The organism is Paraburkholderia sp. SG-MS1 (assembly GCF_012275575.1).
Taxonomy (GTDB): Bacteria; Pseudomonadota; Gammaproteobacteria; order Burkholderiales; family Burkholderiaceae; genus Paraburkholderia.
In genome coordinates this window covers 25,782-44,986 of sequence record NZ_NPIH01000251.1, presented here as the reverse complement: position 1 = coordinate 44,986, position 19,205 = coordinate 25,782, and the positions used below count along the sequence as shown (strand labels likewise).

At 64.1% G+C, this 19,205-nt stretch carries 19 protein-coding genes and 1 pseudogene; 10 read left to right on the top strand and 10 right to left on the bottom strand.

Going from position 1 to position 19,205, the window contains the following annotated elements; genetic code table 11:
* Positions 1-35: 35 nt before the first annotated feature.
* Positions 36-446 (top strand): winged helix-turn-helix domain-containing protein, encoded by a 411-nt coding sequence (locus CIC12_RS25220; protein ID WP_238812885.1) that lies wholly within the window; start codon positions 36-38, stop codon positions 444-446.
* Between the two features lie 47 nt (positions 447-493).
* Here the strand turns inward: CIC12_RS25220 and CIC12_RS25215 are convergent, their stop codons facing one another.
* Together CIC12_RS25215 and CIC12_RS25210 are read right to left on the bottom strand one after the other, a co-directional pair.
* A complete protein-coding gene (locus CIC12_RS25215; protein WP_168668079.1) occupies positions 494-1,843 on the bottom strand; it encodes a DUF2325 domain-containing protein in 1,350 nt (449 codons plus the stop codon).
* A 153-nt stretch (positions 1,844-1,996) separates the two neighbouring features.
* Positions 1,997-2,572 (bottom strand): hypothetical protein, encoded by a 576-nt coding sequence (locus CIC12_RS25210; RefSeq protein ID WP_174772187.1) that lies wholly within the window; start codon positions 2,570-2,572, stop codon positions 1,997-1,999.
* 158 nt (positions 2,573-2,730) lie between these two features.
* Between CIC12_RS25210 and CIC12_RS25205 the strand changes: the two are divergent.
* The 3 genes and pseudogenes from CIC12_RS25205 to CIC12_RS25195 form a co-directional block, all read left to right on the top strand.
* Positions 2,731-3,168 (top strand): annotated as a pseudogene (locus CIC12_RS25205) (MFS transporter); the annotation flags it as partial.
* Positions 3,169-3,272: 104 nt separating this feature from the next.
* Positions 3,273-3,752 carry a nuclear transport factor 2 family protein gene (locus CIC12_RS25200; RefSeq protein WP_168668075.1) on the top strand — a complete coding sequence of 160 codons (480 nt, stop codon included), beginning with the start codon at positions 3,273-3,275 and terminating at the stop codon, positions 3,750-3,752.
* Between the two features lie 98 nt (positions 3,753-3,850).
* Complete coding sequence (locus tag CIC12_RS25195; RefSeq protein ID WP_168668073.1) at positions 3,851-4,729, top strand: 2OG-Fe(II) oxygenase; 879 nt, start codon at positions 3,851-3,853, stop codon at positions 4,727-4,729.
* A gap of 39 nt (positions 4,730-4,768) precedes the next feature.
* Here the strand turns inward: CIC12_RS25195 and CIC12_RS25190 are convergent, their stop codons facing one another.
* From CIC12_RS25190 to CIC12_RS25170, 5 genes are all read right to left on the bottom strand, one after another.
* On the bottom strand, positions 4,769-5,437 hold the full coding sequence (locus CIC12_RS25190) for a cation diffusion facilitator family transporter (RefSeq protein ID WP_168668071.1): 669 nt from the start codon (positions 5,435-5,437) through the stop codon (positions 4,769-4,771).
* Positions 5,438-5,696: 259 nt separating this feature from the next.
* The gene (locus CIC12_RS25185) at positions 5,697-6,134 is read right to left on the bottom strand and encodes a GNAT family N-acetyltransferase (protein ID WP_168668069.1); all 438 of its coding nucleotides are present in this window, start codon (positions 6,132-6,134) and stop codon (positions 5,697-5,699) included.
* A gap of 69 nt (positions 6,135-6,203) precedes the next feature.
* Positions 6,204-7,643: an MFS transporter gene (locus tag CIC12_RS25180; RefSeq protein WP_168668067.1), complete on the bottom strand. Its 1,440-nt coding sequence runs from the start codon at positions 7,641-7,643 to the stop codon at positions 6,204-6,206.
* A 435-nt stretch (positions 7,644-8,078) separates the two neighbouring features.
* Positions 8,079-8,960: an isocitrate lyase/PEP mutase family protein gene (locus tag CIC12_RS25175; protein ID WP_168668065.1), complete on the bottom strand. Its 882-nt coding sequence runs from the start codon at positions 8,958-8,960 to the stop codon at positions 8,079-8,081.
* 44 nt (positions 8,961-9,004) lie between these two features.
* Positions 9,005-9,193, bottom strand: a complete 189-nt coding sequence (locus tag CIC12_RS25170) for a hypothetical protein (protein ID WP_168668063.1) — start codon at positions 9,191-9,193, stop codon at positions 9,005-9,007.
* On the opposite strand from CIC12_RS25170, the gene prpR reads away from it, so the two are divergent.
* The 3 genes from prpR (at position 9,180) to ahpF (ending at position 13,709) form a co-directional block, all read left to right on the top strand.
* Entirely contained in the window at positions 9,180-11,249 is a 2,070-nt protein-coding gene (gene prpR, locus CIC12_RS25165) for a propionate catabolism operon regulatory protein PrpR (RefSeq protein ID WP_168668061.1), read from the top strand. The genes CIC12_RS25170 and prpR overlap by 14 nt on opposite strands.
* Positions 11,250-11,380: 131 nt before the next feature.
* Positions 11,381-11,944, top strand: coding sequence for an alkyl hydroperoxide reductase subunit C (gene ahpC, locus CIC12_RS25160; RefSeq protein ID WP_168668059.1), 564 nt, complete (start codon positions 11,381-11,383; stop codon positions 11,942-11,944).
* A 172-nt stretch (positions 11,945-12,116) separates the two neighbouring features.
* The gene (gene ahpF / locus CIC12_RS25155; RefSeq protein WP_168668057.1) at positions 12,117-13,709 is read left to right on the top strand and encodes an alkyl hydroperoxide reductase subunit F; all 1,593 of its coding nucleotides are present in this window, start codon (positions 12,117-12,119) and stop codon (positions 13,707-13,709) included.
* Between the two features lie 165 nt (positions 13,710-13,874).
* Here the strand turns inward: ahpF and CIC12_RS25150 are convergent, their stop codons facing one another.
* On the bottom strand, positions 13,875-14,288 hold the full coding sequence (locus tag CIC12_RS25150) for a DoxX family protein (protein WP_168668055.1): 414 nt from the start codon (positions 14,286-14,288) through the stop codon (positions 13,875-13,877).
* An 85-nt stretch (positions 14,289-14,373) separates the two neighbouring features.
* On the bottom strand, positions 14,374-15,099 hold the full coding sequence (locus CIC12_RS25145) for a pirin family protein (protein WP_168668053.1): 726 nt from the start codon (positions 15,097-15,099) through the stop codon (positions 14,374-14,376).
* Positions 15,100-15,229: 130 nt separating this feature from the next.
* On the opposite strand from CIC12_RS25145, the gene CIC12_RS25140 reads away from it, so the two are divergent.
* On the top strand, positions 15,230-16,120 hold the full coding sequence (locus CIC12_RS25140; RefSeq protein ID WP_168668051.1) for a LysR family transcriptional regulator: 891 nt from the start codon (positions 15,230-15,232) through the stop codon (positions 16,118-16,120).
* Between the two features lie 77 nt (positions 16,121-16,197).
* Here CIC12_RS25140 and CIC12_RS25135 read toward each other — a convergent pair whose 3' ends face one another.
* On the bottom strand, positions 16,198-17,214 hold the full coding sequence (locus tag CIC12_RS25135) for a 1-aminocyclopropane-1-carboxylate deaminase (RefSeq protein ID WP_168668049.1): 1,017 nt from the start codon (positions 17,212-17,214) through the stop codon (positions 16,198-16,200).
* A gap of 163 nt (positions 17,215-17,377) precedes the next feature.
* Here CIC12_RS25135 and CIC12_RS25130 point away from each other — a divergent pair, with 163 nt between their 5' ends.
* Together CIC12_RS25130 and CIC12_RS25125 are read left to right on the top strand one after the other, a co-directional pair.
* Positions 17,378-17,905 carry an Lrp/AsnC family transcriptional regulator gene (locus tag CIC12_RS25130; protein WP_446728037.1) on the top strand — a complete coding sequence of 176 codons (528 nt, stop codon included), beginning with the start codon at positions 17,378-17,380 and terminating at the stop codon, positions 17,903-17,905.
* A 394-nt stretch (positions 17,906-18,299) separates the two neighbouring features.
* Positions 18,300-19,196 carry a MipA/OmpV family protein gene (locus CIC12_RS25125; RefSeq protein ID WP_168668047.1) on the top strand — a complete coding sequence of 299 codons (897 nt, stop codon included), beginning with the start codon at positions 18,300-18,302 and terminating at the stop codon, positions 19,194-19,196.
* The last annotated feature ends 9 nt before the right edge of the window (positions 19,197-19,205 follow it).

Here is a 19,205-nt window from a genome sequence, read left to right as displayed (position 1 = left end):
TGGCAGCGCGAAGCGGTTCGTGTATGCTTTTGCGCATGGCTGACACCGCAAAAACCAAACCCGCAGCGGCGAAGAAATCCGCGCAGAAATCCGTAAAGCCGCGCCCCGAAGTGCGCTTCCGGATGCGCATTCGTAGTGCGGATGCCGTCGCGCTCGGGCCGGGCAAAGTCGATCTGCTCGAAGCGGTGCGCGAGTACGGTTCGATCTCGGCGGCGGCGCGCAGCCTCGACATGTCGTACCGGCGCGCCTGGCTGCTGATCGACGAATTGAACCGGTCGCTCAAGTCGCCGGCCACGCATTCGGAGCAGGGCGGTCAAAGCGGCGGCGGCTGCACGCTCACCCCGGTTGGCGAATCCATCATTCGCCTGTATCGCGACGTCGAAGAAGAGGCGCAGCGCAGTTGTGCGAAGCAGATCGCCGAGCTGACGCGGCTGATCCGTTCCTGAGCGGTCCCCGGCGGCCCTCGCGATCCCTGGCTCAGCGAGCCTCGCGCTCAGCCGTGCCGCAGGCAAAACGCCGACGGCGACAGGTTGCCGAGTTGGGCGAGATGGTCGGGATGCAGCCGAGCCATCAATTCGACGAAGCTCGCCACGCTCGCGGTACGCACCGGGTGATAGTCGATCCGATGGCGCTCGCAGACCCGTTTGAGCGTATTCATCGAATCGTGGTCGATGCAGTCGACCGGGAACACGACGATATCCGCACCGGGCAGCGCGGCGGCAAGCAGTCCCTTGCGATCCTCCACGCCGCCGTCGTGCACCACCAGATCGCCGCCGGCCGCTTCCACCAGCCGCTTGAGTGCGGCATTCGAGCCGGGCCGGCCGCCCACATAGATGATCCGCTTGCCGTGCACGCTGTCGAGGCTCGCGCGGCGCGTCACGGCCCCGCTCGCGGCGTCGGCGGCGTCGACCGTGGCGCGCTCGAGCGCATCACATTCGCTTTGCGCCAGCTTGAGCTGCGCCAGCGCCTTGTCGCGGCTTTTGCGCAGTGCGAGCGCGGCATCCTGTTCCAGAAGCGCGCGCTGTTCCGCGGCTTCGCGGCGGCTGGTGTGCAACGCGACGCGTCGATCGGCGTCGGCCAGCCTGTCGCGCAGTTGCTGGACTTCGGCTTCCAGCCCGGCGGCATCGGCGGGCATCGGGCGGCAGGCCTGCGCGGTGAGTTGCGCGATCCGCGCGTTCAGTGCGGCAATCGATGCATCGCGCTCCATGCCGAGTTCGTGCAGACGGCTCTGTTGCCGCTCGATTCTTTCCTTCAGTGCGGCGTTTTCCTCCTCCAGCGCAACCAGCCGGCGAATATCCGCGCGGTTGGCCGCGCCTACCAGGTGCGACAGCATGTGCAAGTCGCCGAACGCTTTCTGGCGCACCGGCATGGTCGTCAGGGGATGCGTCATTAGCGCCCAGTAAGCAGGCGGGATGTCGCCGCATTTCAGCGCTTCGTTCCAGAGTTCGAGCAGATCGGCATCGTCGGTGGCTTTGTCGAAGCGGCGGATCGCACCCGCATAGCGCTCGTCGAGCAACTTGTGCAGCGCCTTCGCAGCGGGGCCGCCTTCGATCGCGAGTTCCACTGCCGAGTGATGAATCTCGAGATCGCTCGCGTCGCGCCGGTCGAGAGCGGTGAATTTAGGCACCAGCTTGCGCAACTCGTGCGTGCTCAAACAGGTGCCGATGATCGAACAATGCAGATGACCGTCGAGTTCGGCGAGGCGCGCGCGCCGTTTCGTGTTCGAAGGCGAGACGTTGGCAGGCTTGCAGCAAGGATCGACGGCGCGGATGCCGGTGCCGGCAAGCTCGTCGGACAGTTTCAGACGCGAGGGCTGGGCGAGGCGAAACGGCGGTGTGTGCATGGGCAGTTCGAATCCGGTTCGGTGTCAGGCAGGCTCGACGCGCACAGACGGCGCGTGGCGCACGGCTGCGTTGCCTGCGCGAGCGCCCGTCGCGATATATCCAGGCAGATATAACGGTCGGCAAAAAAAGCACTCATGGGCGGCACCGGCGAATCAGCCGTTCGCACGCGTGACGCGAGGCTCCGCGTTCACTTTGCGTGGCGTGGAGGCAGTCGTCGTGTTTCGCGCTGTACGGCGCTTGCCGGCGATGGCCGGGCCCGCACCGCTGTCCGCACGTGCGTGCTGTTCCAGCACATGGCCCACGCATAGACCGATGAAGGCTGCGTCGAGCCGTTCGAGTTCCGCCACTACCTTGCGCAACGCGGCCACGTCGTTGCTGAACGCGTCGGAGAAAATCGCGTCGCGCAACTGTTCCGCCGGGCGGGCGTCCTCGATGGTCGCCTTCAGTTCGCGCAGACGGGCGAAGCCTGCGGCGAGTGCCTGCTCGGCGAGGATCGACAGCAACTGGTTCAGCGAGTGCGAACCTGACGTGCCGACCGACGCGAAATTCAGGCGGTCGTCGGTAAGCATCAGAACGAAGCGCTGCACGCTGCCATACAGACGCCGATAGGCATCGACCACGTCACGGATCGATTCGGCTCGGCCCCGCTCGGACGCCGAGCGCACGGCAACGAGGGTCGACGAAATCTCGTTCGCAAAGGGTTGAGCACGCTCCGCGAGCTCTGACAAAGGGAATCGGCTGCGCACCGCTACTGGCTCCTGCTGGTTCGTTGTGCTTCGTCGCGTGCGGATGGAAGACCCGAAAGATGCTTCTCACGCATGCACAAAGCCTACCGTGATATTCGACAGGATATAACGAAAAAAGGCCAGCGTGTTGGAACCATAACGGCATGCTGAACGGCGACACGCAGAAGGCCATCATGGCGTGCGTGCCGCCGGAGCGCACCGGCATGGCGTCGGGTATCAGCACGACCACGCGTTTTACGGCGATCGCCATCTCGGTCGGCGTGCTCGGCGCGCTGCTCGCGGCGCGCACGCACGCGGCTTTCGTCGCGGCCGCGCCGCTGACGCCGGGCGTGAAAGCCGCGCTCGGCGCGGGTTTCATGGCGCGTGTGCTGACCGGCGACACCGCACCAGCCACCGCGGATCTGCGACCCGGCCTGCGGGTCGCGCTGATTTCGGCCGCGCACGCGAGCTTCGCCGACGGTTTCGCGGCCGCGCTGTGTGTGGCGGGTCGGTTTGCCGCGGCGGTCGCGTCGGGCGTCTGGCTGCTGGCGGCCAGGGCGGAATCGGTGCGGCCAAGCGAGGTGGCGTCGAACGGCTAGGGAAATGCCGTCGCCCCATTCGCGCTGTTTTCCGCTATCGTGTGCGGCACGCTCGCCGAGGCATTCCTCGCGGGCGCTTCTTCGAACGCACGACACGTCAAACAATGAGCCATCCGAACACCGAACTGATCGAACGTTTCTACACCGCGTTTCAGCGACGCGACGCCGAAACGATGATCGCCTGCTATGCCGATGACGTCGTCTTCAGCGATCCCGCCTTCGGCGAGCTGTATGGCGACGAGGTCCGCGACATGTGGCGCATGCTGGTGGCGGGCGCGCAGGAGTTCTCGCTGACGTTCGGCAGCATCGAGGCGGACGATCATCAGGGCAGCGCGCATTGGGAAGCCGGCTATCTGTTCAGTCAGACTGGCCGCCCGGTAGTCAACCGGATCGAAGCGCGCTTCGTGTTCCGCGACGGGCTCATCACCGAACACCGCGACAGTTTCGATCTGTGGCTATGGATGCGTCAGGCGATGGGCGTGCGGGGCACGCTGCTCGGCTGGTCGCCGCTCGTGCGGCGCATGCTCAGGGCACAGGCGCGCCGTGGCCTCACCGCCTATCGAAACCATCATAGCCGCTCCTGAAGCCCGCTCGGGTGCAATGCGCCGCAAGGCGCGCTTGCTATGATCTGGCCGGTTGAATCCCTATTTAGTCAGGCCGAAGAACAGTGAGAGGGCGTGTTATGCCAGTAGTGGATGCCGCATGGGAAGAGTGGCTGAGCAGCAATGTGGCGCGCGGTTGCAGTCTCGATGCGATGATCGACGCGATGGTACGGGCCGGGTTCGCCGGCGAAGCGGCGCACGTTGCCGTGCATCAGGCGTTTGGGCGGAAGCTGACGGATTTCACTTCCATCGCCGCAGCCGCGACCGAAGCCGCGCCCGCCAAATCCGAACCGCACACGTACCTGTATGACGCGTCGCCGGTCGCGCGCGGCAACGTGATCCGCGCGTACGATCGCGACGTTCGCGTGCTGATGCGCTGTGAACGGCCGCAGGTGATCGTGTTCGCCGATGTGCTCTCGCCCGATGAGTGCGGCGAGATGATCGAACGCTCGCGTCATCGGTTGAAACGCTCCACGACCGTCAATCCCGACACCGGCAAGGAAGACGTGATCCGCAACCGCACCAGCGAAGGCTTCTGGTATCAGCGGGCCGAAGATCCGTTCATCGAAAGGCTCGACCGGCGCATCGCAAGCCTGATGAACTGGCCGGTCGAAAACGGCGAGGGTCTGCAGATCCTGCACTACGGCATGACCGGCGAATATCGCGCCCATTTCGACTACTTCCCGCCCGACCAACCGGGCAGCGCGGTGCATACCGCACAGGGCGGCCAACGCGTCGCGACGCTGGTGGTCTATCTGAATGACGTCCCCGATGGCGGCGAGACGACGTTCCCCGAAGCGGGCCTGTCGGTCGCGGCAAGGCAAGGTGGTGCGGTGTATTTCCGTTATATGAACGCTCAGCGGCAACTCGATCCGCTCACGCTGCACGCCGGTGCGCCAGTGCTCGATGGCGACAAATGGATCATGACGAAATGGATGCGCGAGCGGGCTTACGGCTGACGCCGCATCAGCATCAGCAGGCGAGTCCGGTCGATCAATTCAGTCGGGCGCCTGACGGGCGGGCGCATTGCCGGTCGAGCCGGCGAACAGTTGCCGGAACGCGTCGCGGCCGGATGCGTAACCCATGCGCAGGATCATCAGGCCGATCGCCGCGCCGGCGATGTGATCCAGCATCGGCAGACCGGCCAGGCTGCCTGCAAGACCCAGCGTCGCGACGAGCGCCGACACCGCGTCGACGCGAGCATGCCATGCGCTCGCCTGCAGAAGCGCCGAGCCGGTGCGCCGGCTTTGCGCGCGCAGGTACCGGAACAGCGTTTCCTTGGCGACCATCACGAAGCCGCTGACGGCGAGCGCGCCGACATTCATCGCATCGTTGCTGCTCAGTGTCGAGGTCTGTGCAACGCTGCACCAGAGCATTTGCGCCGCGGTGAAAACCAGAATGACGGCGATGAAAAGCGAGGCCAGCGCCTGCTCGGGCCTGCTGTCGGCGTTGTGGGCGTGCGCGTGACCTGCGCGGCGCGCCCGGGCGCCGAGGTGTTTCGCACCGAGATACAGCACCAGCAGCACGACGGCGTCGGCGGCCAGGTCACTCAGTGTGTGGATGCCGTCGGCGAACAGACCGTCCGAATGCGCGGTGATGCCGAGGGTGATCTGCATCGTCGAGAGGAACGCATTGAGCAGCGCGCTGACGGAGGCGGCCTTAAACAAGACGACCGCCGTTCAGGATGGAATCGCGATCGTGGCTGTTGCGCTCGAGGGGGTGCATGGGCTGTGACGGTTTCTGTTTGTCGCAGCAAGGTAACCGGCGAGCGTGGCACCCACATGACAGTGTGCGTCATCGTGGGATGAAGACGCGAGGTGAGCGAGTGTGGGGTGGGGTTACGTTGCGCATCGCCAATGCGATGGGGCGCCGAGGCGTGCTTGCCTGCACCGTGCTCGAGCGGCCTTCAGCCCCGCTCATCTTGTCTCAAGCGCTCGTCTTGTAGACATCCGGGTTATGCAACTCCATGTAGCGCTCCGGATTCGCCAGTGGCGTGAAGCCGTGGGGCTCGTAGACACGATGCGCGTCAGACGTCACCAGCACGATTCTTCGCAGACCCTTCAGCGACGGACTCGCGAACACGTGTTCCATCAACGCGCACGCGTAGCCGTTGCCGCGATACGCGGGCAGGACGAACACATCGCACAGGTACGCGAACGTCGCTTCGTCGGTGATCAGGCGCGCGAACGCGACCTGCTTGCCGTCGATATAGCCGCCGAAACATAGCGAGCCCGCGACGGCCCGCTCGAACGTCTCGCGCGGCATCCCCTGGGCCCACGCTGTTTGCTGCGAGAGGAACGCATAGACCATCTCGATGTCGAGCTCGGCCTTGTTGCTGGAAATCGTCAGTTCGTCTGCTTGCACAGGATGTCTCCTTGCAGGAATGCGCGAGAGGTCAAACAAAGTGGCCTGAACCCGCCATTAGCCAGGCCGTCAGCCTTTCGCCGGCCCCTCGCTGCCGCGCGAGCCGCCGCCGATGCTCTGCCCGGCGTCACGTGCCAAGCCCATATAACCGAGCACGGACACCAGCGTCAGCACACCCGCAAACAGAAACGCGAGCCTGAAATCGTCGAGCGTGAAGACGTGACCGCTCGTCTCGCCGCTCAAGTGCGCCGCCACCCGCAGCGAGACCGCGCCGAACGCGATGCCAAGACCGATGGTCATCTGCGCCGCCGCGCTCCAGAGTGTGCTTGCCGCGCTCATCTGCGGCTGCGCAACGTCGGCGTAGGCCAGCGTGGCGAGCGTCGAGAATTGCATCGAGCGCGCGACGCCGTACACGAACACGACGAACAGCACCAGCGCGAGCGGCACGTCCGGCGTCAACAGTCCGCACGCAATGATGAACACGCCGGCCACGGTGACGTCGACGATCGACACCATGCGGAAACCGTAACGCCGCAAGATCCGCGTGGTGAGCGCCTTCATGCCAAGGTTGCCGAGCGCGCTCGCGAGCAGCAGGAGCCCCGATCTGAACGCGGACAAGCCGAAGCCCACCTGGAACAGCAGCGGCATCAGATACGGCACCGCGCCGATGCCGATGCGCGTGAACGAGCCTGTCACCACCGTCACGGAGAAGGTCGGGATTTTCAGCGTCGATACGTCGATCAGCGGGTAGGGGTGGCGCTTCGCATGCTGGAACGCGACCACGCCCATCAGCAAGCCGCCAAGCACCACCGCCGCGGCGAGCCACGGATTGGTGTCGGGCTGGCTCGCCAGTTCCGCGCCGTACAGAACCGCCGTCAGCGTGAGGCCGCTCAGCAGCAGACCGACCACGTCGAGCGGTTTGCGTTCGGCGCCGCGCAGGTTGGGCACCAGCGCGAGCGCGACGGCCATCGCCGCCAGACCGAACGGCACGTTCAGCAGGAAGATCCAGCGCCACGACGCGTAGGTCGTGATGAAGCCGCCCACCGGCGGCCCGACCACCGGCGCGGCGATCGCAGGCCACGTGATGGTGGAGATGGCCTGCATCATGCGGCTTTTCTCGGTGCTGCGGACCACGATCAGGCGGCCCACCGGCACCATCATCGCGCCGCCCATGCCTTGCAACACGCGCGCCGCGGTGAACTCGACGACGTTCTGCGACAGCCCGCACAACACCGAGGCCCCCGTGAACACGGCGATCGCGCTGAAGAACACCGTGCGCGCGCCGCAGCGATCGGCGACCCAGCCGCTCGCCGGGATGAAGATCGCCAGCGCGAGCATGTACGCCGTCATGCCGAGACTGAGGCTGTTCGGACCGACGCCGAACGAGTGCGCCATCTGCGGCAGCGCGGTGGCGATCACCGTGGTGTCGAGATACTCCATGAAGAAGGTGGCCGCGACGAGGTACGGCAGCCAGCCGACGTGCGCATTGCGCGTGCTGGCGCCGCTCATTGCGCGGCCCTCGCGGCAAGGTGTGGGCGGGCATCGATGCCGCGGGCGGGCTGGCGCATGGCGCGCGAGGGTATGGCCTTCATGGTTGTTGCGACTACCTTTCGATTGCGTGTTTCCGACGGCAGGGGATGTCCGGGCGTCGGGGGCTGGCCGTCTGCAAGAGGCGGACGAGCGGCCGGATAGCGAGGGTCGGCGGCACGCGCGAAGCCGTGATGGGATCGCGCGCGCCGCCAGCCCTGAATCCTAACGCAATAAATGGCGCCATACCGTCGCGGTGCGCAGCGGGCGGCGCATCCGGCGCGCGGTTTTGCCGGCTGCCGGTCTGCGAGCGTGGGGCGCATGCGCCGGTGTCGCGCAAGACCGGCGCGGGCGCCACCAGTCCGCCAATCAGCGGCGCTGGGCGCTCCATTGGCGCGGCGCCCGGGCGCTCGCCGTTCAGTCTTTCGCGGCGTACTCGCGATCGAGCTTGTCGTACAGCGGCTTGTTGACGAGCCGCTGGCGCTCGCTGAACGGCGCCACGAGCGTCGCGTCCTCATCGAGACGGCCGTTGCTCTTCAGGCTGCCGAGCGCTCGCTGCATGCCGAGCACCGCCCCCTGCAGCGCCGCGTTCGCATACAGCACGATGCCATAGCCGAGTGTCGCGAGCGCCTCGCGCGATTGCACCGGCGTCTTGCCGCCGATCACGATGTTGATCAGTTGCGGCTTGTCGAACAGCCCCGGCAGACGTTCGATGTCGGCGAGCGATTCGGTCGCTTCGATAAAGAGAATGTCGGCGCCCGCTTCGATGAAACGATGGCCGCGCTCGATCGCATCCTCGATGCCATGGACCGCTGCCGAGTCGGTGCGCGCCATGATCTGCAGATTGCCGTCTTCGCGAGCATCGACGGCCGCGCGGATCTTGCCCACCATCTCGCTCGTCGCGACCACTTCCTTGCCCGAAAAGTGGCCGCATTTCTTCGGCATCACCTGGTCTTCGAACTGGATCACGTCAGCGCCGCTGCGCTCCAGCACTCGCACGGTCTGGCGTACGTTCAGCGCGTTGCCGAAGCCGGTGTCGGCGTCGACGATCAGCGGCAGCGCGACCGCGTCGCGAATCCGCGCCGTGTGTTCGGCGACTTCGGCAAGGCCGATGAAGCCCAGGTCGGGCAGCCCGAGCGACATATTGGTGACACCCGCGCCGGTGATGTAGAGCGCTTCGAAGCCCGCGTCCTCGATCACGCGGGCACTCATGGCGTTGAAGGCGCCGGGCACGAGCAGGCCCTGGCGCTGGTTGACTTTGGCGCGGAAGGCGGCGCGGCGGGTGGCGGAAGTGGTCATGTGAGTGTCTCCGGAAGAAATGCGTGGCGGGAAGGATGTTGGCGCTATTTTGCAGGAAGCGTGCCATTGGCGGCGCCATGCCGGTTGTCTCGAATAATCAACGGGTTAGGCCGGGGCGGCGAGTTGGGTTGTTCGTGGCAGAATACCGTGGTCGTTTCCTGAAACGTTTCATGGAACGTTTCAGGAACTGGAATTCCAACATCGAGCAGGAGCGCCGCCGTGTCCACTTTCACCTCGTCCCTCGTGAATGCCAATTCCGGGCGCCCCGGCGTCGCACTCGTCAGTATCAGCCGTCTGCAATCGCTTTGCGACGCCGTCGTGCCGCGCTACGCCGAACGTGCGCGATTCTTCCCGGTTCGCGAAGGCTACGGCGAGGCAGTCACCGCGTTGCAGACGTACGTGGAAGCCGGCTCGGTCGACGTCGTGCTGGCCGCCGGATCGAACGGCGCGTATCTGCGCGAACATCTGAGCGTGCCGGTCGTGATGGTCAAGGTGAACGGTTTCGACGTGCTCAGTGCGATCACCCGTGCCGCCACCACGTGGCCTCGCGCGCAGATCGGGCTCGTGCTGCATGAAACGATCTCGCACGAACTCGCCGACCTGAGCCCGTGGCTGAACGTCGGCCTGAAACAGCGAGCGTACCGCTCGGTCGATGAAGTGCGGTTCGCCGTCGACACGCTCGTCGCTGAAGGTTGCAGCGTGATCATCGGCCCCGGCATGGCTTGCGATCTGGCGCAGCAGGCCGGGATGGAAAGCGTTTTCCTGTACTCGCTCGGCGCGGTCGAAGAGGCGTTCGAGCGCTCGGTCGAGCTGGCGCGCGTGAGCCGTCAGAAGGAGTCGAAGCGCGTGCGGCTGAACACGATCGTCGCGCATCTGCGCGACGGCGTGGCCGCCTTCGACGAAGCCGGCCAGCTCGAAGCCGTCAACCCCGCGATGCTCGAACTGCTCGGCCTTGATGCCACGAAGGACGTCTCCGTGGGGGACGCCTTGAAGCAGGTTTCGCGGGCGGGCGCCCCGACCGCCGCGAGAGGCCTCCGCAGCGAAGACATCCTCGCGGGCGCCCATGTCCACGACCTTCCCGTGCAGATCACCCGCGCCGTGGGCCCGCTGCTGCGCGAAACGTTCGCGCACGGCCGGCCGATTGAAGAACGTATCGAGCAGATCGGCGGCCGCGCGCTGATCGTCAACTGCGTGCCGATCGTCGAGCACGGTATGCGCTCCGGCTCCGTGGTGACTGTACAGGACGCGCTGGTCGCGCAGCGGATCGATCGTTCGCTGCGCACCAGCCAGCGGCCGAGCCATCTGGTCGCGCGGCATCAGCTGGACGATCTGATCGGCCGCTCGCCGGCGCTCGCGCGGGTGCGCCGGCTCGCCCGCGCCGGCGCGGCGCACGACGCGACTGTACTGCTCACGGGCGCAAGCGGCACCGGCAAGGAGCTGGTCGCCCAAGGCATCCACAATGCCAGCCGGCGGCGCGGCAATCCGTTCGTCGCGTTCAATTGCGCGGCGCTGCCCGAAGGGCTGATAGAGAGCGAACTGTTCGGCCACGAGGAGGGCGCGTTCACTGGCGCGCGCCGCGGCGGCAAACCGGGCCTATTCGAAATCGCCCACACCGGCACGATCTTCCTCGACGAGATCGGCGAAATGCCGGCGGCGCTGCAGAGCAGGCTGCTGCGCGTGCTGCAGGAGCGCGAGGTGATGAAGCTCGGCTCGGGCCGCGCCACGCCGGTAGACGTGCGGGTCATTGCCGCGACTCACCGCGACCTGCACGCGCTGGTGGAGCAGGGTCTGTTTCGGGCCGACTTGTATTTTCGGCTGAACCTGCTTCAGATAGAATTGCCGCCGCTGCGCGAACGGCGCGCCGACATCGCAGAACTGGCGCGGCACTTGTTGAGCCGCAGCGCGCTTCACTATGGTTTGCCGGAGGCGGCGCAGGAGCGGGTGCTGGCGTTTCTCGCCCCGCTTTTCGAACACTACGCATGGCCCGGCAATGTGCGGGAGCTGGAGAACCTGCTGGCGCGTGCGGCAATCTTTTCCGGCGAGGCAACTGCGGGCGCGTCCCAGGATTGGCGGGCAGTATTCCCCGAGTTTGGTAGGATGAAGCCGATGGTGACCGTCGACGCTACCCTGGCGGCGCCCAATGTCACCGTCAAAAACCATTCGCCCCGTGTCACGCCCACACGCGAGGACGCTCTGAACGCCCTCGAACAGTCCGGCGGCAATCGCGCCGCGGCAAGCCGGGCGCTTGGAATCGGCCGGACCACCCTCTGGCGACTACTGAAAAATTAGCTCGATAGTCGGTGGTAGAAAAATAAATAGTGTAAGACTATTAACATCATTAAAACAATCCGCTTTACCTATTAAGCGTCGTCTGACATACTGACTCCACTTTCCAACCACTCAGAAAGAGGACTCAGCAAATGCCGATCATCAACAGTCAAGTCAAACCGTTCAAGGCTCAGGCTTATCACAACGGCGATTTCAAGACCGTCACTGAAGAAAGCCTGAAGGGCAAGTGGTCGGTTTTCGTTTTCTATCCGGCCGATTTCACGTTTGTTTGCCCGACCGAACTGGGTGACCTGGCCGATCGCTACGCCGATTTCCAGAAGCTCGGCGTCGAAATCTACAGCGTGTCGACCGATACGCACTTCACGCACAAGGCATGGCACGACACGTCGGACACGATCCAGAAGATCAAGTATCCGATGCTCGCTGACCCGACCCTGGCTATCTCGCGTAACTTCGACGTGTTGATCGAAGAAGAAGGTCTGGCACTGCGTGGTACGTTCGTGGTCAATCCGGAAGGCGAGATCAAACTGTGCGAAATCCACGACAACGGTATCGGCCGCGACGCAGGCGAACTGCTGCGCAAGGTGCAGGCTGCACAATACATCGCGGCTCACCCGGGTGAAGTTTGCCCCGCGAAGTGGACGCCGGGCGCGGAAACGCTGACCCCGTCGCTCGACCTGATCGGCAAGATCTAAGAAGGTCGCGAGACTTTCGCAGTCGGCGCCTCGCGGCGCCCAGGCAGCTGTTCAGCAGTACCGTGCGGGCCGTTTCATACAGCGGCTCGCGCGTCCCCGGTCCGCACCGATCCTATCCGGACGGCGTGCGGCGCCGGGACAACAACACCCCTCGTCACGGAATCGAATCGCCATGCTTGACGCCAATCTCAAGACTCAGTTGAAAACGTACCTCGAAAAGGTTAGCAGGCCTATCGAGATCGTCGCCTCTCTGGACGACAGCGCAAAATCGCAAGAGCTGCTGGCATTGCTGAACGATATCGCGACGTTGTCGGAACGCGTGAGCGTGGTCGAGCGCCGCGGCGACAGCGAACGCAAGCCGTCGTTTTCGATCGGCGAACCGGGCAAGGAAACGGGTATCCGTTTCGCCGGTATTCCGATGGGGCATGAATTCACGTCGCTCGTCCTTGCACTGCTGCAGGTGGGCGGCCATCCGGTCAAACTCGACGACGCGGTGATCGAACAGATCCGCAACCTCGACGGCGACTATCAATTTGAAACGTATTTCTCGCTGTCATGCCAGAACTGCCCGGAAGTCGTCCAGGCGCTGAACGTGATGGCGCTGATCAACCCGCGCATTCGCCACGTGGCGATCGACGGCGCGTTGTTCCGGAACGAAGTCGAAGCGCGCCAGATCATGGCGGTACCGACGATGTTCATGAACGGTGAAGTGTTCGGCCAGGGCCGTAGCGGCGTAAAGGAAATCCTCGCGAAGCTCGACACCAACGCTGGCGCCCGCGCCGCGAAGGAACTGGAAAAGAAGCCGGTGTTCGACACGCTGATTGTCGGCGGCGGCCCGGCGGGTGCGGCGGCGGCGATTTACTCGGCGCGCAAGGGCATTGCAACCGGTGTCGTGGCGGAACGCTTCGGCGGCCAGGTGCTCGACACGCTCGCGATCGAAAACTTCGTCTCGGTGACGGAAACCGAGGGACCGAAGTTCGCGATGGCGCTCGAACAGCACGTGAAAGCGTATGAAGTGGACATCATGGACGTGCAGCGCGCCGAAGCGCTGATTCCGGGGCGTATCAACGAAGTGCGTCTGGCCAATGGCGCGGTGCTGAAGGCGAGGACCATCATTCTGGCGACCGGTGCGCGCTGGCGCGAAATCAACGTGCCGGGCGAGCGCGAGTATCGCAATCACGGCGTGGCGTACTGCCCGCACTGCGATGGCCCGCTGTTCAAGGGCAAGCGCGTCGCGGTGATCGGCGGCGGCAATTCGGGCGTCGAAGCGGCAATCGACCTCGCGGGCATTGTGCGCGAAGTGACGCTGTTCGAATTCGGTGCGACGCTGCGTGCCGATGAAGTGCTGCAACGCAAGCTGCGCAGCCTCGCCAACGTGACCATCGTCACGCAGGCGCAGACGACCGAGATCACCGGCGACGGCAAGAAGGTCAACGGTCTGGTCTACAAGGACCTGAAATCGGGCGAAGTGAAGACGGTCGAACTGGAAGGCGTGTTCGTGCAAATCGGCCTCGTGCCGAACACGGAGTGGCTCAAGGGCACGGTCGAGTTGTCGAAGCACGGCGAGATTGTTGTCGATGCACGCGGTGCGACGTCGGTGCCGGGCGTGTTCGCCGCGGGCGACGTGACCACGGTGCCGTTCAAGCAGATCGTGATCGCGGTAGGCGAGGGCGCGAAGGCATCGCTGTCCGCATTCGATCACCTGATCCGCAACAGCGAAGAAGTCGAAGCGGTCAGCGAGACGGAAGCCGAAGCAGCAGTTTGAAGCACTCAGTGTGAGTAATGAACGGCGGCCCGCGGGCCGCCGTTTTGTTTGTGCAAGCGGCGTGGCTCGCGCAACACGCGGCCTGCTTCGAAAGAGTTGCAAAGACAAGCCGCCCGGCATTTCGTCGGGCGGTTTTTTTTGTGGCGTACAGGAAGTGTTGCGTGGCTATCGCCGGTCGACCGAATACTTGCCGGCGCCGGTCACGCACAGCAAAAGCAGCCCGCCGATGATGCTGATGTTCTTATAGAAGTGGATCATGTTGTCGTACTGCACCGCGCCGGTCATGTTCCAGTAGTGGTGGCCGATGATCGCGGTGCCCAGGGTATAAACCGCGAGCAGTAGAGCGAGCGGCCGCGTAAAAAATCCGACTAGCAGCGCGATGCCAACGCCAAGCTCCATCACCACCGCGATGATCGCCGACAACTCGGGCACGGGCGCGCCGCTCGACGTCATATAAGCGACGGTGCCGGAGAAGCCCGTAAGCTTCGACCAGCCGAACATCACGAACAGCACCATCAACACGATGCGGGCGACGAGAATGATCGCGTCTTTCTGATTTTCAAACAGGGTATAGCGCATGATTTTCCCGATAGGGTAAAGCCGTGTGGTTCGCCGCCCATCGCCGTGCGGCGAACCACGTTCAAACGGCGAAGCAGCCGATGCTTCAGGCCCACAACGCCGATGTTTCGATATTGCGCAGATCGAACACCAGCACTTCCGCGTCATGACCTTGCGCGAAGCTCAGCGCTTCTTCGCCGCGCACTCGCGCGCCATCCCCTTCGCCGAGTTCGACTCCGTTCACCGTGACACTGCCGCGTGCCACATGAATGTACGCATAACGATCGTTGGCCAGCTCGAGCCGCGCCGTTTCCGCGCCGTCGAACAGTCCGGCGTACACCCGCGCATCCTGCTGCAGCGCCAGAGAACCGTCTGCGCCGTCCGGCGACATCACGAGGCGCAACACACCGCGCTTCTCGTCCGCACTGAAATGCCGCTGCTGATAACGCGGCGCCGTGCCCTTTTCGGCGGGGGCGATCCAGATCTGCAGGAAGTGCACGGGCTCGCTCTTCGAATGGTTGTATTCGCTGTGCGCCACCCCGGTTCCCGCGCTCATCAACTGGATGTCGCCAGGGACGATCACCGAGCCGGTACCCATCGTGTCCTTATGCTCGAGCGCTCCTTCCAGTACGTACGAAAAGATTTCCATGTCGCGGTGCGGATGCTTGCCGAACCCTTGCGCCGGGGCGACACGGTCATCGTTGATCACGAGCAGGTCGGAGAAGCCGTTCTGCTTCGGGTCGTGATAGTGCGCAAAGGAAAACGTATGACGCGAGCTGAGCCAGCCATGTTCTGCACGGCCACGTTGATTGGCTTGTCTGATTTCGAGCATTTTTTTTCTCCTTTGGGTGGGGTCGACCGGCCAGTTATTGGTCGCGATCCATGAATGAGAGTGTAGGTCAATCTGGATGGTTATAATCGACGCAAAATTGGAAACACTGTCACTACGGAGTGGACAATAAATGCAACTCGACGACATGCGGATCTTCGTCGCCACGGTCGACGCGCGTAACTTCACCGCCGCTGCCCGTCGGCTGTCGCTCTCGAAGCAGTTCGTGAGCCGCCGGGTGATGGCGCTGGAAGAGGCGCTCGGCGTGCCCTTGCTGATCCGCAATACGCGCAAGCTGGCCGTGACGGAACTAGGTCAGGAGTTTTACGAGCGCGCCAGACGCATCCTCAGTGAGGTTGAAGACGCCGAGCAGGCGATGTCGCTGCGCCGCGCCGGGCCGCGCGGCCTGTTGCGCGTCAGCGCACCGATGTCGTTCGGCATGATGCATCTGTCGCCGCTGGTGGCAATGTTCCTGCGCGAGCACGGCGAGGTACGCTTCGACATGGAACTGAGCGACCGCACCGTCGACGTGGTGGGCGAGGGCTTCGACATGGCGATCCGCATTGGCACGCTGGCCGATTCCACGCTGGTCGCGCAAAAGCTTGTCGACGTCAGGCTGGTCGCGTGTTGTAGTCCGGGGTACGTGCGCCGGCGCGGCGCACCCGCCGTGCCGGCCGATCTGCAACGTCATTCATGCCTGTTATACGGTCATGGCGGCGTGGTCAGCTGGGACTTCGTAGTCGACGGCGTGGTGAAGGGCGTCGAAGTGCGGGGTCCCTTGCGGGCCAACAATGGCGATCTGATTCGCGATGCGGCCGTGGCCGGTCTGGGAATTGTTCGGCTTCCTGATTTTATTGTTGCCGATGCGCTCAGGAGCGGTCAGCTCGTGCCCGTTCTCGACGCGTTTCTGCCTGGCGCGACCAGCGTGTACGCGGTGTATCCGCACCATCGGCAAAGCTCAGTCACGATTCGGGCTTTTGTGGACTTCCTGCGCAAGCATTTGCAGAAGACGCTGGTGGCGTGACGGGGCGAGGGCTCGCGTGCCCCCGTGTGCGTCGAGTCGGTGGGCGGGACCGCCTGCCGCCTCGCGCGCCAACCCGCTCACCCATTGCGGAAAATAAAGCTGTACCCATTCAACGCAGGCACACCGCCCAAATGCGCGTACAACACGCGCGAGCCTTCCGGAAACTCGCCATTGCGCACCATGTCGATCATGCCGTGCATCGATTTGCCCTCATACACCGGGTCGGTCAGCACGCCTTCGAGCCGTGCGCACATGCGGATCGCCTCCAGCGTGCCTTCGTTAGGCAGACCATATTCCGGACCGCCGAAGCGCTCGTCGAGCACCACGTCTTTCGCGGTGATGTCCCGGCCGAGATCGACCTGTTCCGCTGTCTGTTTCGCGATCCGCGTGATCTGTTCGCGGGTCTGAGCGGGTTTCGCCGACGCATCGATGCCGATCACGCGCTCGGCGCGGCCGTCGGCGGCAAAGCCCACCACCATGCCGGCCTGCGTGCTGCCCGTGACGGAGCATACGACGATGTAGTCGAACCTGAAGCCCAGTTCGGCTTCCTGTTGGCGCACTTCTTCCGCGAAGCCGACGAACCCGAGGCCGCCCAGCGGATGATCGGAGCAGCCGGCCGGAATCGCGTACGGCTTGCCGCCGGCGGCACGCACACTTTCCAGCGCATCCTCCCAGCTTTTGCGAAAGCCGATGTCGAAGCCGTCGCTCACCAGCCGGACGTCGGCGCCCAGAATGCGCGACATCTGGATGTTGCCGACGCGGTCATAGACAGCATCCGAGTAGTTGACCCAGTTCTCCTGCACGAGTACGCACTTCATGCCCAGATGCGCGGCGACCGCGGCCACCTGGCGGGTCTGGTTCGACTGGATGCCGCCGATCGACACCAGCGTGTCGCAACCTTGTGCCAGCGCTTCGGGAATCAGGTACTCGAGCTTGCGCGTCTTGTTGCCGCCGAACGCAAATCCGCTGTTGCAGTCCTCGCGCTTCGCATACAGATGCACCTTGCCGCCGAGGTGCTCGCTCAGGCGCTTGAGCGGCTGGATCGGCGTCGGTCCAAAAGTGAGCGGGTAGCGGGGGAATCGTTGCAGGTTCATGGCAGCTCCGTGGTCATTGGGTTGTCGACGCGACTGGTAAGCCGTCGCGTTGAATCAATGGTAGGGAAAAGCGCCTGAAATGAGCTTGCGAAAAAATTCACTTCGGCATACTTTTAAAACTGTCGATCCAGAAACCCATTAATAAAAATTCGTCAGGAAAACCGTGAGCGCAACAAAAATTCGCACGGCAGAGAAGCCGGCCCCTGCCTTCGCCGTCAACACCGACCCGCTTCACGCGCTCGACCGGATCGATCGGGCGATCCTGCGGCAATTGCAAACCGACGCATCCATTTCCAACGTCGCGCTGGCCGCGAAGGTCAAGCTGAGTGCGCCGGCCTGCTTGCGGCGCGTCGAACGGCTGAAGGAGTCGGGACTGATTCGCGGAGTAGTCGCGTTGATCGACCCGAAGGCCGCCGGTGCGGGGATGCTGGTGATCATCGGCGTGGTGCTGGACCGTTCCACGCCGGAGTCGTTTGCCGAATTCGAGAAAGCTGCGCAGAAGGTGCCCGGCTGCATGGAGTGCCACGTCGTGACCGGCGAGTTCGACTATTTCATGACGGTCCGCACGCGCGACAGCGACAGCTTCAATCGCCTGCACGCGGAGCAATTGCTTTATCTGCCGGGCGTGAGGCAAATCCGCTCTTTCATGGTGCTCAAGGAAATTCTCTCGACAACGCGATTTCCGCTGTGACGCGAGCCGTTGCGTCCGCGCCGGGTGCTTCGAGCCGGAGGCGCGGCCGTTGCGGGAACGCTTCCGTTGGGGAAGCGTCCCCGGTCGGCGGGCCGGCGCGATTTCCCTTTCGCCCAGATCTTCAGCCGATTCGAGCCCGCTCTCCACCGATGTGGCGCGTATTTTGCACATCTGCGTCAGTCGGCATATCTTTCTCATGAACCGGTTCATACACAAGCCCGCGTGGGCGGCCTTTTGGCCGCATGGGCAGTGAAGCCCGTGGGGGAGCGCATGTCGATTGCTGAAAAAATTACATGCCGTAAAGTAACTGCGCGGCAGTCGCCCGATTTTTAGCCGATGTGGACCTCGGGCAGAACATAACCCCTTTCGCTACAAGCGAGATCGGAGGCTTCTGGTGTTGAACAGCCGTAGAAAGCGGAGCGGCGAGCTTCGCAATAAACACATAAGCATCGCGGCAACGTCTGTGGTCGCCGTGACTCTTGGCGGCATTGCCTTCCTGCCGGGCTCGGCGTCGGCGCAGACGCCCTCACCGCTGGGCGAGTGGCAATACTCGGTCGGCATTCCATTGCAGAAGATGTACCAGCCGGAGGTTCCCGACTGGCAGGTGCGAGTCGGTGTGGCGACATCGTTCCAGCCGCGCTTCGAGGGCTCGGCCCGCTATCACGTCGTGGCCGGACCGAGTATCGACGTGCGCTACAAGGACCTGTTCTTCCTGTCGAGCGGTGAAGGGTTCGGGGTCAACGTCGCGCAAGGCGAGAACTGGCGCGTGAGTCTGGCCGCCGTCTACGACCTCGGACGCCGCGGGCGCGACGATCCCCAGGAGCTGGACGGACTCGGCAACATCAACTTCGCGCCCGGCGTCAAACTGGCGGGCGAATACGTGGTGTCGAAGGACTTCCCGCTGGTGTTGCGCGCGGACATCCGGCGTTACTTCGGCGGCTCGAATGGCTGGATCGGCGACTTGGGCGCGTATATGCCGATGCCGGGCAGTTCGAAGACGTTCTTCTGGTTCGCCGGTCCGAACGTCTCGATCGCGGACTCCACGTACATGAACAGCTGGTTCGGGGTCAACCAGCAGCAGGCGGCGAACTCGCAATTTTCGCAGTACCACGCGAGCGCGGGAGTCAAGTCGGTGGGATTCGGCGTAAGCGCGGTGTGGCTGTTCAACAAGCACTGGTTCGCGACGGCCGACGGCGCATTCCAGCAACTGGTCGGCAGCGCCGGCAACAGCCCGGTCACGCGCAGCAGGGCCAATGGCGTGGCCGACATTTCGCTTAACTACCGTTTCTGACGAAACGTA

What these genes read in the sequence shown, in the direction of transcription:
- CIC12_RS25180 (WP_168668067.1), bottom strand. Translation starts at nt 7,643, where the DNA reads ATGAGCGGCGCCAGCACGCGCAATGCGCACGTCGGCTGGCTGCCGTAC.
- CIC12_RS25200 (WP_168668075.1), top strand. Translation starts at nt 3,273, where the DNA reads ATGAGCCATCCGAACACCGAACTGATCGAACGTTTCTACACCGCGTTT.
- CIC12_RS25195 (WP_168668073.1), top strand. Translation starts at nt 3,851, where the DNA reads ATGCCAGTAGTGGATGCCGCATGGGAAGAGTGGCTGAGCAGCAATGTG.
- CIC12_RS25145 (WP_168668053.1), bottom strand. Translation starts at nt 15,099, where the DNA reads ATGCTCGAAATCAGACAAGCCAATCAACGTGGCCGTGCAGAACATGGC.
- CIC12_RS25150 (WP_168668055.1), bottom strand. Translation starts at nt 14,288, where the DNA reads ATGCGCTATACCCTGTTTGAAAATCAGAAAGACGCGATCATTCTCGTC.
- CIC12_RS25220 (WP_238812885.1), top strand. Translation starts at nt 36, where the DNA reads ATGGCTGACACCGCAAAAACCAAACCCGCAGCGGCGAAGAAATCCGCG.
- ahpF (WP_168668057.1), top strand. Translation starts at nt 12,117, where the DNA reads ATGCTTGACGCCAATCTCAAGACTCAGTTGAAAACGTACCTCGAAAAG.
- CIC12_RS25140 (WP_168668051.1), top strand. Translation starts at nt 15,230, where the DNA reads ATGCAACTCGACGACATGCGGATCTTCGTCGCCACGGTCGACGCGCGT.
- CIC12_RS25215 (WP_168668079.1), bottom strand. Translation starts at nt 1,843, where the DNA reads ATGCACACACCGCCGTTTCGCCTCGCCCAGCCCTCGCGTCTGAAACTG.
- CIC12_RS25135 (WP_168668049.1), bottom strand. Translation starts at nt 17,214, where the DNA reads ATGAACCTGCAACGATTCCCCCGCTACCCGCTCACTTTTGGACCGACG.
- CIC12_RS25175 (WP_168668065.1), bottom strand. Translation starts at nt 8,960, where the DNA reads ATGACCACTTCCGCCACCCGCCGCGCCGCCTTCCGCGCCAAAGTCAAC.
- ahpC (WP_168668059.1), top strand. Translation starts at nt 11,381, where the DNA reads ATGCCGATCATCAACAGTCAAGTCAAACCGTTCAAGGCTCAGGCTTAT.